The 12,844-nt window shown below is 31.4% G+C and carries 12 protein-coding genes and 1 tRNA gene; 3 read left to right on the forward strand and 10 right to left on the reverse strand.

Translation table 11 applies throughout. The features are described 5' to 3' along the window. Position 1: 1 nt before the first annotated feature. Genes AC3RVG_RS05605 through AC3RVG_RS05615 form a run of 3 tightly spaced genes read left to right on the forward strand, consistent with a single transcriptional unit; the run spans position 2 to position 3,905 of the window. Positions 2-970: a phosphoribosyltransferase-like protein gene (locus AC3RVG_RS05605; RefSeq protein WP_489690455.1), complete on the forward strand. Its 969-nt coding sequence runs from the start codon at positions 2-4 to the stop codon at positions 968-970. After that, entirely contained in the window at positions 967-2,928 is a 1,962-nt protein-coding gene (locus AC3RVG_RS05610; protein WP_489690456.1) for an ORC-CDC6 family AAA ATPase, read from the forward strand. The genes AC3RVG_RS05605 and AC3RVG_RS05610 overlap by 4 nt, the downstream gene beginning before the upstream one ends. 2 nt (positions 2,929-2,930) lie before the next feature. After that, positions 2,931-3,905 (forward strand): hypothetical protein, encoded by a 975-nt coding sequence (locus tag AC3RVG_RS05615; protein WP_489690457.1) that lies wholly within the window; start codon positions 2,931-2,933, stop codon positions 3,903-3,905. 45 nt (positions 3,906-3,950) lie between these two features. On the opposite strand, the gene AC3RVG_RS05620 is transcribed toward AC3RVG_RS05615, so the two are convergent. The 10 genes from AC3RVG_RS05620 to rseP form a co-directional block, all read right to left on the reverse strand. Further along, the gene (locus tag AC3RVG_RS05620; RefSeq protein WP_489690458.1) at positions 3,951-4,982 is read right to left on the reverse strand and encodes a DUF3871 family protein; all 1,032 of its coding nucleotides are present in this window, start codon (positions 4,980-4,982) and stop codon (positions 3,951-3,953) included. Next, positions 4,951-5,817, reverse strand: coding sequence for an AAA family ATPase (locus AC3RVG_RS05625; RefSeq protein ID WP_489690459.1), 867 nt, complete (start codon positions 5,815-5,817; stop codon positions 4,951-4,953). The genes AC3RVG_RS05620 and AC3RVG_RS05625 overlap by 32 nt, the downstream gene beginning before the upstream one ends. A gap of 113 nt (positions 5,818-5,930) precedes the next feature. Beyond that, the gene (locus AC3RVG_RS05630; RefSeq protein WP_489690460.1) at positions 5,931-7,163 is read right to left on the reverse strand and encodes a phage integrase SAM-like domain-containing protein; all 1,233 of its coding nucleotides are present in this window, start codon (positions 7,161-7,163) and stop codon (positions 5,931-5,933) included. A 65-nt stretch (positions 7,164-7,228) separates the two neighbouring features. Further along, positions 7,229-8,122, reverse strand: a complete 894-nt coding sequence (locus AC3RVG_RS05635; protein WP_489690461.1) for a hypothetical protein — start codon at positions 8,120-8,122, stop codon at positions 7,229-7,231. A 4-nt stretch (positions 8,123-8,126) separates the two neighbouring features. After that, the gene (locus tag AC3RVG_RS05640) at positions 8,127-8,420 is read right to left on the reverse strand and encodes a helix-turn-helix domain-containing protein (protein WP_489690462.1); all 294 of its coding nucleotides are present in this window, start codon (positions 8,418-8,420) and stop codon (positions 8,127-8,129) included. Positions 8,421-8,543: 123 nt separating this feature from the next. Next, on the reverse strand, positions 8,544-9,362 hold the full coding sequence (locus AC3RVG_RS05645; RefSeq protein WP_489690463.1) for a hypothetical protein: 819 nt from the start codon (positions 9,360-9,362) through the stop codon (positions 8,544-8,546). A gap of 174 nt (positions 9,363-9,536) precedes the next feature. Next, positions 9,537-9,610 (reverse strand) — tRNA-Asn (locus AC3RVG_RS05650). Between the two features lie 114 nt (positions 9,611-9,724). Beyond that, on the reverse strand, positions 9,725-10,459 hold the full coding sequence (locus tag AC3RVG_RS05655) for a hypothetical protein (RefSeq protein ID WP_489690464.1): 735 nt from the start codon (positions 10,457-10,459) through the stop codon (positions 9,725-9,727). After that, positions 10,449-11,033 (reverse strand): RNA polymerase sigma factor, encoded by a 585-nt coding sequence (locus AC3RVG_RS05660; protein ID WP_489690465.1) that lies wholly within the window; start codon positions 11,031-11,033, stop codon positions 10,449-10,451. Before AC3RVG_RS05660 ends, AC3RVG_RS05655 begins: the two co-directional genes overlap by 11 nt. 256 nt (positions 11,034-11,289) lie before the next feature. Next, positions 11,290-12,615 carry an RIP metalloprotease RseP gene (rseP, locus tag AC3RVG_RS05665; RefSeq protein ID WP_489690466.1) on the reverse strand — a complete coding sequence of 442 codons (1,326 nt, stop codon included), beginning with the start codon at positions 12,613-12,615 and terminating at the stop codon, positions 11,290-11,292. Positions 12,616-12,844 lie beyond the last annotated feature (229 nt).

Genomic DNA, 12,844 nt, shown 5'->3' on the forward strand with positions numbered 1-12,844 from the left:
ATTGGAAAATTTAAACACAAAATATTACCAAAAGCTTAAAATCCTTAATGAAACTATTTGGGACAGAAAGACATCCAAAGTAAAAATCGATTCTTGGTTAGAAAATTTTAAAGAAGGAAAAGAAAAAACTTTTGCATTATACTTACTTACACAGTTTATATATTTTGACAGCTTTCTAGTCAAATCCCTATTGATTTCAGCATATAGAGATTTATTTAAATATAAACAGATTGAAAATATACGAAAGGCAAATGATAATACATTAGATGTTAAATTTATTGACAAAAAATTTGAAATTGTGCTATCTAAAACGAGATTTGTAATATTAGGAAATCCCTCAGAAAGCAGCGCTCACTTAATGTATATATTTAGGACAGAGAATTCAATTCCAATCGAATTGTTTATATCTGAAGCGGATATTGGAAAAAATATAGAGGAAATTGAAAATTTTGTATTCATTGATGACTTGTGTGGGAGTGGTAGCCAGGCAATTGATTATTCAAGTGATTTAATGCCCCTTATAGAAGAACACTTTCCAGATGCAAAAACATATTATTTCCCTCTAATAGCCAGTAAAAATGGTAAAAGAAATGTGAAAGATTATGCAAATTTTACAGTAGTAGATTCAATTTTAGAATTAGATGATTCATATAAATGTTTTGAAAAAGATTCAAGAATATTTATAAATTGTGATAATAAAATTGATAATGTTTTTATAAAGGGATTATGTGGCACTTATGGAAAATTATTGATGAAGGCATTAATCTTAAAGCAAGATCCACATATTGACGAGAATAATTTAGATATTAATGCAGAAAATAACAAATTTGGTTTCGACAATAGTCAACTTTTAGTCGGTTTTAATCATAATACACCTGATAATACTTTACCTATATTCTGGTTTAATGAAACTAATTATGATTGGACACCTATTTTTAAAAGGCATAATAAGGTATATAAAATAAAATGACGAACCCATTCAATATCACAAAAGCAGTAGACTATACTGATAATGAACTAAATGAATTTTGGGTAGATTTCCCTGTAGTAGGATTTAGTGATTTTATTAAGCCTACATTGGACATGCCAATGATAATTTTAGGTAGTAAGGGAAGTGGTAAAACCCATATAATGAAGCATTTTTCATTTACTATGCAAAAAATTAGACATAAAAAAGATATTGTGAATGGAATTATTGAAGATGGTTACATTGGTACATATTTAAGGTGCTCTGGTCTAAATGGATATAAATTTAATGGAAGAGGTGAAACTGATGAAACTTGGGAAACTGTATTCTCATATTACTTAGAATTATGGCTAGGTCAATTAGTACTAAATAACTTGTGCAAATTTATAAATGATTCAAAATTAGTTATTGAAAGTAAACAAATCGTTCAAGATATTCTAAATCTTTTTGAAGGAGATATTTTAAAAAGTGAAATCATCACTTTAGATGATTTAAGAAACTATTTTAATGAACTTCAAAAAAAAATTGATTACTCAATAAACAATAGGGCATTTACGAAAAAAAGTATTTCTGAAAGTGTTGAAATTTTGTTGAGTCCCGGAACTTTAATTTTCGGAATTCCTGAAATTTTGGCCCTAAAAGTTCCTACTTTTAAAAATGTGAAATTTCTATATCTACTTGATGAATATGAAAATTTCACTACGAACCAACAAAAATACTTTAATACCTTGATTAGAGAAAGAAAAAATCCTGTGTGTTTCAAAATAGGCTCTAGACGATATGGTATTAGAACAAAACAAACACTGAGTGCAGATGAAGAAATAAAATTTGGTTCAGAATATGACCAAATTGATATCGACAATATTTTCAGAGAGAATCAAAAAAATTATAAAAGATTTATCAAATCAATTTGTATTAAGAGGTTACGACATCAAAATATGAATGTTGAAGAAGAGGATTTTGAGAGATATTTTGAAGATTTTGATGAGGATAAATTAATTGCAAATGTAAAAGGTAGGGGTAGAAAGCATTTAGAAAAACTTGGCAGTGAACTCAGAACATACGGGTTTAAAAATGAGGAAAAAATAATTATTAATAATTTAAGGCATAGCTCAAATATAATACTAGAAAGAGTTAACATTATGCTTTTATACAGAGCATGGAAAAATGGAAAAAATCTGATTGAAGTCTCAGCTTTAATTAAAAAGCATTGTAATAATTATGCGAAAAACCCAACTAAGGATAGTCAACATGGAAGGATATTAGATAAACATAAGCTTGATATAATTGATTCTTTATATCGAGAAAACAATTTAAAAATTGAAAGCTATATAGGTTTTAATAATTTAATAAGAGTATCGAATGGTATACCAAGGCACTTTCTAATCACGATGAAACATATTTTTAGATGGAATGAATATTTAGAAAAGAAAAGCTTCAATTCACTAGAAAATAAAATAAGTTCATCTACACAATTAAATGCAATAAATGATACCTCTACTTGGTTTGTCGAAGATGCAAAAGTACCTGGTAATAATGGTAATCAAATTAAGGATTGCATTGAAAGATTATGCGATTATTTGCGAGAATTGAGATTTTCTAATTTACCACCAGAATGTTCTATTTCTACTTTTACTATTGACTTAAAAGTGATTCCATTTGAGATAGCTCAAATCATAAAATTTTTGGAGCAATATTCTTATATTATTAAAATTGGTTCGGGGAGAAGAGATAAAAATTTAAACAGTAGAAATCATACATATCAAATAAATGGATTATTATCTGCTCAATGGGAATTGTCATTGGCCAGAAGAGGTATAGTAGACCTAAATTTAGCGGAAATTATGTCAATTTTTATGCCTAAAGATGATGGAGATTACAAGAATATTAGGAGTAAAAATTTATTAAAATATAATGCTCCTTTTAACTCTAAATCTAGTAACCCTTCCTTATTTGATTAATTATGAACTATTCTTTTTTATACAAGAAAAAATTTGAGGATGTAACGCCAGATAGCTTATCCACTCATTTAAAATATGATTTACTTATATCAGCATATAATGAAAGCCATAGGGTAAAGCACACATTTGAAAATATTGATGCTATTGAAAAACATTGGCTGATTTTCCCTGAATATGAATTTGAAGAAATTGAAATAGTAGGTCTTAAAGGAAATTGTTTCAACTTTTCAGACTTAAAATTACAAGATGAAGATGAAATTATTTTAAACTATTTTGAAGAAAATGAACAATTAATATCCAAAGGCAATGTGGCAATAGATATTACAGGAATGCTTAGACCATATATTGTTTTTCTTGTAAGATTATTAAAAGAAAAAAAAATCAATAAAATTGATTTTATATATTCAGAGCCCCAAAATTATAAGGAAAAAGAAGATACAGAGTTTTCTCTTGATTACTCAAATATTAGAGAAATTAAGGGATGTCTTGGTAGTCCGAATCCAGAAACAAATAATGATTATTTAATATTAGGAGCTGGATATGATTATCAAGGGATTATTAATATATCAAAAGAAAAAAAAGAAGCAAAAAAAATTCAAGTTTTGGGCTTTCCTTCTTTGCAAGCAGACATGTTCCAACAAAATATTCTAAAATCTTATAAAGCGGAAGAAGATGCATCTACAGGAGAATTTGATTTAGACTCAAAAAACTTTATACTCGCTCCGGCAAATGACCCATTTATTACAGCCCAATTAATTAGCGATTTTGTAAAGGAAGTTGAGAGCAAAAAGCAAATTACAAATTTATATATCTGCCCTTTAGCTACAAAAGCACAAACTCTTGGTATGGCATTGTATTATTCAATTGAATGTGTAGATAAAGCATGTAGCATAATTTTTCCATTTTCTAAAAAATATTCAAGAGAAACAAGTAAAGGAATATCAAGAGTTTGGGTTTATACTGTCGAATTTCCATAGCATATAAAAATAAAAAGGGCTGCTAAATTATTAACAGCCCTTCATTCAACTCAAAAACCAAGAGTAACTGCTGTCACCCTCAATTGCCTTTGAGAGACCTTCAGCAAATGTGAAGGCATTCTCATTCCTTTCGAGGAATGTATCAATATAGGAGCTCTTATTGGCTCCTGTGAAAAGATTATAAACATTCCATAAGGAAATATCTCCATCTTTATTTCTGCAAAAACTTTCATCTTCATAAAAGTCCTTTGCAATTGTATTAAAATGGCTGTCTGTAAGCAATAGCTCTGGCAATTTTGCTCTTTCATCCTTAGGTAGATATTGAAAGAGTTTAGCTCTACCTATTAGCTTTGCAAATTGGCTTTCTGACAATCTTTGTTTCTCAAATTTAGTCATATAGGTCAATTGTTGGTCAATATTATAACCTTCAACTAATTCAATAATGTTGTTGTTCAATACCTCAACACTATCTGCCTTCATTTCACTACTGAAACCATCTGTGGAAATGCAAAGGTTACAACAAACCATATTTTGAAAACCAATGAAGAATTTGAACTTTTCAGGATTTTTCTTACTATACAGGTTTTCTTGATTGTAGGCTCTGACACCACCAATTGTTAATTCCAACTCATTCCCACCAATATTAGATGTTATGGATGGCACTCTTGCAATCCAAGCCATTCTTTCATAATAGGTGGTCTTTTGATGGTCTTGCAATTCTGAAATTGGTAATTGAAGTGCATCTGGTGTTCTACCTTTAATTTGATGGCTAATCCTAATGTCAGGTTTGCTGAGGTTTGTTCCTAGAACATTTGCAACGCTGGCCATAGCAGTTTCAATAAACTGACTGTGGCTAATGGTAATTTCATTGTCCTTGCTGAATACTGGTATTACACAATCCTCCTTTAAATGAGCGAGGCTAACACTTTTCGTATTAGCCTCTATAAAAGGATTCTTTTTATATACTTTATTTTCTGAAGGTAGTTCTAAATCTGGTACAGTTTGTTGCTTACCTTCATTAAAATAAATATCTCCATTACTCTGCCTATTGAGCTGTGCTACTGTTGTGATTTCCATTTTGTGAAAAGTTTTTGGGGTTAATTAATTTTTCCAATAGTTCCTTTTTAGCTAGGTATTCAGTCTTTAATGGTAACTGAAAACTAGGGTGTTCTTTATATAGCTCCATTAACTGACCTACAGATAAACATTCTTCTATTCTCTGTTTTACATCCTGTTCTTTTATAGGGGATGTACACCATTCTAAAATACGTTTACCTGTTGCTGTACTTATCAAGAATTCTGGTCTACCAGAAAACAAATTGGTTCTGTCTTTACTAGCACTTGCAAAATGTTTTATGTCAATATCAAAAACAATTGTAAACTCATAAGAAACATCATCTCTTTGTACTGCTTTTAGTCCTACTTTTTCTGGCACAAATTTTCCATCTTTTTGTTGCAGTACATAATCTTGCTTAGTTCTCATTGTTGCTATAATGTGAGCATTTGCTTGTAGAATCTTGTTGATAAATGCTTTTTGTCTTGGTGTTACCTTATTCCAATTTGCAAATGAATTGCCAGGTAGTTTTGAATGAAAATCTAAAAGCTCATCCCATACTTGGGAAATGGAATCTAAAATTATTACTTCCATTCCTGCCTTTTCACAGACCTCTATTGCTTCAATATATTTTTCTGGTGTAAAAGGTGGTTGCAATGGCAATACATTGTAATTACCTAAATGAGCATAAAGGTCTGCTGAGCCATTTTCTGTATCTATTACAGCGACTTTGGCTAGATTATCATTAGTTAGTCCTTTGGCAAGTAAAAGAGAGCTTAAACTCTTTCCACAGCCTGATGAACCTTGTAAAGCCATTTTAATCTTGGCTTGTTTTCTTTCTGATTGTCTTAATTGCATATTCTTAAGTTTTTGAAGGTTAATATTAGATTGAATAATTTTTAATTTGAATCTGTGTAGATTCAGTATATAATGAAAAAGGACCTCATTAATGAGAGCCCTTTTTATCAGCTTTATGATGCATATTTCAGTATTGGTTCTTCCAACAGTTTTGACATTGCATCGTCTATTACAGTGTCTTCGAATTCTTTTAAATAAGAATTTGTAACGCTTACATCACTATGCCCCATTGATTGCCCAATTAAATCTGAAGATATACCTGCAAACTTCAAATTTGTTGCATAACTATGGCGAATTACATAAGATGTCACATTTTGTTTTACCCCTTGAATTTTTGCAATCTCTTTGAGTTGCTGATTAAATTTTCTCAAGGTTTTGTGCTTCCTATTTTCAACTTGCATTGGAGTTAGTCTTTCTTTTAATAAAATTGGAAATACATACTCTGTAGGTCTGTTTTGCGATTTGTAGTAAGAAATTATCTTTTTAACTGGCTCAGCCATCTTTACAGTAAATCTACCCTTGGTTTTAGAACGTATATATAAAATCCTATCTCCTTGAACATTGTCCCATTTTAATTTCATCATATCGATAAAATTCATTCCCCCCATATAATAGCTAAATGCCATATAATTTCGTGTGTCAACGAGATGCGGATATTTCTCTGTATTAAGTGCCTCCATCAATTTCATTTCATCTCTAGAAATTGCCTTTTTAATTCCTTTCCCTTTAAGCTTGGAAACTTTATAGACCTTAAATGGGTAATATTTTTCATCTACTATACCTTTTTTAATTGCGTCATTAAAAAGAGCTCTAATCTCTCGCATTTTCAAACCTATTCCTCCATCTGTGTTTCGTTTACTACGTAAATAGGTTTCGTATTTATCAAGTAGGGCAGGAGTGATTTCCCTAAATACTAAATTTTTATTTTTTTGAAATTTGAAAAATGAAGTATATACATCCTTATAGGCTCTTGCATTTCCAGTTCTCCCAGCCTCATTTAAATCCGAAATCTTTTCCTTCCAAAATTCTGAAACGGTAATATTTGAAGACTTTTTACCTCTGAATTTTTCTTCAAACTGATTTAAAGTGAAATCAACATTTTCTAGCTGAAATTCTGTAATGATTCCTAGAGCTTTGTCCCATTGTTTAAGTAGCACTCTATTTCGCTGGATATGATTTTTTTCAGTTTTTTTGAATTGACTTGAATCTTTATCCCAATTGGTTTTTAAACATTCAAGTCCTAATGTGATTACTTTTATTTTCCTGTCTTTAATCACCTTTAAAACCACTGGATATAAACCTTTTATATTTGCTTTGTTCCTTAATATTATATTTATACTTGCCATAATTTATTTTTTAGATGAATGACAAATTCCAGTTATAGTAACCATGGAATTTGTCATTTTACTTTTTAAATGTTTATTAATTCTTCAAATTTTGAAATCAAACTGTTCCTTAGTATGTTTTTCGTTGTCAATAAGTCATATTTTTCAAGAAGTTTTTGAAATTTCTTTATTTCTATGGACTTACGATTTCTATTTTTCCTTATTGAAAGCTTTTCCCAATAATTGAAACTTAAATACCTTTCCAGCATTACTTTATCTAGTGAGCTATAAATTAAGTCTGAAGGTATATCGTCGATTATTGTCAACTCATCGAATCTTTTCAGTAAGTCGTTAAAAAGTTTTCTTAGACAATCCTTTTTCTTCAAATCGTGAATGTTATGCACTCCAAAAGGTTCAAAGCCCTTGCTGTTTTTATATTTTAATTCAAATCGGATTAGGTCATATTTCAAATTAAATTGCTTTGCCTTATCGTAAATTTTGAAGTAGTAATTATAATGGTTGAATTGTTTGTATTTACCCCTACCTCCAAAAAGTTCATTATGGTTGTGTAGTGTTAATCTGTGAAATATGATATTATTAGAAATTACTTCTTTTGCTGGTTTAGGTAACTTAATATTTAACCCAAACTCAATTTGTGTTAGCTTCGTTTTCTTGAGGTCTATTGTTTTACTATCTAGATAGTTTATTGTATCCACCAAATTTGAATAACCGAAGTCGTTATAATTATGGCTCTTCCCAGAGTATACCTCATTATACAGCCTATGAATTGAATTTTTCAAGTAAGCGGATTTATCATTTATGCTTAATTCCATACTCCCAATGTTTACTTTAAAGGGATACAGTATTTCACCACTGTGATATTCCAATCCAGTTAATAGTTCTTCGAAATTCTCCTCCTTGCAAATAAAGGGTTCAATAGTACTTTTATCCTTGTACCGTAGCCTTATAAAGTCAATCATAAGACTAGCTTTTTGAATTTCTAGTCAAATACTCCTCAACCTCTAGACTTGTGGAATCAATTGATTTCACTTGACCCTTCAATATCCAATTATCAATATCTTCCCTCTTGAAGTATATTTTTTTACCCCCAGGCTGATAAAAAGCTATTTCTTTAGCTTTAGTCTTTTTGTAGAGAGCTGACTTGGATATATTTAAATACTCTGATGCTTCTTCTACTGTAAAAAATTCTTTCTGCTGTGTGTGTAATTTTAATAGCAGTTCTTTGATTTCATTTAGTTCTTCTTTAATGAATTCCATAACATTTAAGTGTTATGAATGTGCACATTCGGGTTAATAATGACACAAAGAAAAGCAACAAAAAACCCTTTGTTTTCAAAGGGTAAGAGAGGATTAAGGTATAGTGTAAGGTAGAGTGTAAGTTTAGTTCAGATACTTTGATTTGAGGTCAGATACTTTAATATCTATTTTGGTTTTTTCATTTTCATTTTTTGTTTTCCCCCTTGATAAAGCTGCATAAATATCAGTGCTTCTTAGCGGCTTTCCCTGCTTGTTTAGAAAAATTTTACTTTCCTCAATTGCAGAATGAGTAAATCCGTGAAAAAATGGTTTTAGATTTTCCAAGAAATAAGCGACAATGAGATTGTTTTGAGTAAACCGGACTCTTTTTTCTAATATTGAAGGTTGGGGTGCTGTGAAAGCATTTATAAAATCAACCTCATCAATTTCATCATCGTGAATTATATCCAAGGAATATGCTACTTCATATAAATCGACATAAAAACTATATTTTAAATCTTTGTTTTTGAAAAAGGTTACATCGGATTCCTTAACAAGATATTTAAAAACTGGATGATGCTCTATAATCTTGGCATATCTATCTTTAATGCTATTTAAAATGCTCAACAACGAATTCTCAACCATAGGCATCTCATCATCTTCTAATTTATATATTCTTTTCAGAAGCGAGTTTATGTCATCAAAAATTATGTTTATAAACTCTTTTTTTGTTGTGGATATATCTAAAGAGGATATTTTATCATTTATATTATTTAGTATCGAGCTATTTTCAAAAACTAAAATCCTACTTAAAAAATCATCTCGCTTAATAATATCAGTTACAAAAATTGGCATAGCGCCATGGTCCTCAACCATTTCATCCTTCATATAATAATCATATTCTGGAATATATTCATAGCCGTTCTTCTGAAGAGTACTGTTTCCAATAAAGGAAGCCTTCACAGATTGAACCGAATTTATAAATAGCATATCGAAATAAAATGAAAACAGACTATCCATAATGGAAGGATAAAATTGGTTAGTAGGTTACAAAGTAAGCGAAAATGTTTAACCTATGTTTAACCTGTATAAAACACAAAAGCCTCTACATTTCTGTAAAGGCTTTGTCTAACTGTGCTCCTCCTCTTGGGCTCGAACCAAGGACCCTCTGATTAACAGTCAGATGCTCTAACCAACTGAGCTAAGGAGGAATTTTGCGTTAGCGGTTGCAAATATACCTATTTTTTATTTCCATCAAAATAAAATTTGAAACTTTCTCAATATTTGTTTTCCGTACTATCAGCGAGACTATAAGTATAGAATTGTTAGAGACCCTGTAAGTCCTTGAGCAGCGCAATATTTGCTGGATTTTTGCTTTTTTGCAACAGCGTTTTTGCCTCTGAAATATTGTTTTTTCTCAATAGTGATAATGCTAAATAATGTTTTATTTCTTCGAAGAAAACGCTTTCACTATCATTTCTGGCAATTTGAAGATATTTTTCGGCTTGTCGTGGATTACCGTTGGCCAAATTTGCAACGCCCAGAAAATATACTAAAGTGTCATTTTCTGGATCAGCAGCGTATAAAAGCTCCCATCTAGTAATGGCTTCAGCGTATTCTTTACGCTTGTAATTCACCATTCCGTAATAAAAATTGTAGTCTGATGAGGTTCCCATCGTAGTGGGAAGACCAGGATCCGGTCTAAAATTTGCGTCATAAACTCGTTCGGCTGAATTTCCATATTTCAAAATAGCCCAACTACTTACGGCAATTAATATTAAAAAAGATGCAGCTAGAGCCAATCGTCCGCGCGACATCCATATATTCACGGGCTCATCTTTTACTTCTTCGTGAAAATCATCGAGTGTAGGTTTAAGATTAATTTCTTCCACAGCTTGCATGGCGGCTTCTTGTTCTTTCACTGCATTCCTAAAATCTGGAAAGATTTTCATCCGCTTTTTAAATTCGGCAAGTTCGTCGGTGTCAAGATTTCCTAATAAGTATGCATCTATTAGTTCGTGATTTTCTTGATTGTTCTCTATTTGGCTATTAACTTCCATTGGGGATTGTTTGGGTCATTTTTTTTAATTGTTCCTGGCATCGATACTTTGCGTTACGTGCGGAGGCTTCATCCATTGCCAATATTTGGGCTATTTCTTTATAAGATTTTCTTTCAAAATAGAATAGCTTTAGCAATGTTTGGCAGCGTTCGCCAAGATTACTAAGGCAGTCCATAATTATTTGAATTTTTTGAATTTTATCTTCGTCAACCTCAAAATCGGGCTCATCGTATTCAATATCGCGGTTTATGAACGTAGTATTTTTGTATTTAACAGATCGCAGGTGGTCTAACCATTTGTATTTTGCAATCTTAAAAAGGTATCCATTAATTACACTTTGGTTATTAGCGGAAAACCTATCGTTTTTAATATTTCGCCACATAGCTACAAATGCTTCTTGATACACGTCTTTTGCTTGTTGCTCATTCCCGCTATTTTTAAGTACATAACGTTTCACCTTTGAAAAATTAGTTAAATACAATTTTTTCAGCGTGGCTGCGTCATTTTGTTTGATGAGCAAAACTGTTTCGTTAGCGGGTAAAATGTAAAAATTCTTTTTGTTTTCTTTATGCATTTGTTCCAAAACAATACAGAAAGATACGATATATATACAATTGTCCTATTTTTTTTAAATTTTCTGGATAAACTGACACATTTTTCGTTTTAAAGAACAAAAACTTATCTCCAAAATGTTTGAATTAACTTGAAAAGAAGCAACGTGTCCTTTTTACATATATCGTAAAAGGGAGGGAAACGTCATCAAAAATTTTCAAAAAAAATACCTCGGTGGTTTTCCGAAGTATTTTTTTAAAGTGATAAGCTAGGATGTTTTACTCAAACAACCAGCGATATATATCGTTTCCGTTGGCAAAGAGCACCAAGGCAATTAAAATAAAGAAACCTACCATTTGCGCATATTCCATAAACTTATCGTTCGGTTTACGGCCTGATACAATTTCATATAAAAGAAACATTACGTGACCACCATCTAATGCTGGTATGGGTAGAATGTTCATAAACGCAAGAATAATCGATATTAAAGCGGTGGTTGCCCAAAAGCTCTGCCAGTCCCAAACACCCGGGAAAAGGTTTCCAATGGCTCCAAAACCACCCACTTTGGTGGCTCCTTTCTTTGTAAATACATACTTGAACTGGACTACATAATCTTTTAAGGTATTATAACCAAAACCGAATCCACCAACTATACTTTCGCCAAAGGTATAATCTATCTTAGTTTGACCTAATTGTGAAATTAACTTTTCGTTTGAATATCCAATTCCAATTAGCCCTTCTTCGTTAGCAGTTATATTTAGGGTGTCAATAGTATTTCCTCTTAAAAAAACAATCTGTTTTGCGTCAAGTTTGTTTTCATCAATAATATTTTGGAATTCATCGCGGTAGTGTACTGTTTTTCCATTGATCGAAACAATCTCATCATTCGCTAGCATTCCGGCTTCTTTAGCGGGTCCAAATACCGAATCGACTGTAATTTCCTGTCGTGGGGTAAAAGCTGGCATAATACCACTTTCAAACATTTTTGAGCCTGCATCGTCTGGCACTTGTATAATCTCGATGCTGCCATCTGCGTGTTTTACTTCTACATTTGAAATATCACGAACAAAAATGTAGCGGTTTATTTCAAGTATATCATCTAAAGGCTCTCCATTTATAGTTAAAATCTGATCGCCATCTTGAAAACCGTAATCCTTAAATTGTTGTGTTATTGCAAAGCCTTGCGGTAGATCTGCATTTGTGGTAATATCTCTTCCGTAGAAATAAAGAATACCCATATAAATAACGAAGCCTACAATAATATTTACTGTAACACCACCAAGCATAATTATTAAACGTTGCCAAGCTGGTTTACTTCGGAATTCCCACGGTTGTGGTGGCTGAGCCATTTGTTCCTTGTCCATGCTCTCATCTATCATTCCGGCAATTTTTACATAACCGCCCAAAGGAAGCCAGCCAATACCATAAACGGTATCGCCAATTTTCTTTTTGAAAAGTGAAAATTTCACATCAAAGAAAAGGTAGAATTTCTCAACTCGAGTTTTAAAAAGTTTGGCGGGAATATAATGTCCCAATTCATGCAGAACGATTAATAAGGATAAACTTAAAAGAAGTTGTATAGCTTTAACAGCAAATGGAGTCATATGTTTTTAAATAGAAATTTTAATAAAATGGTCTCAATTTTAAAGCACTCATCATTTAAATGGAGGCTAAATTGATGTTGTCTAATCTTTTTCTGCTCCACTAAATAATCAATGGTTTCAGTAAAAAATCGCACAAAAGTACTCTTTTAGAACGTGCAAAAAAAATAAGCGGGTGTGTTCCCGCTTATTTATGATGCTTTTATGTTTTAGGTGAAAAGCTTACTACAAC

Source organism: Aequorivita sp. IT1282, assembly GCF_058068205.1.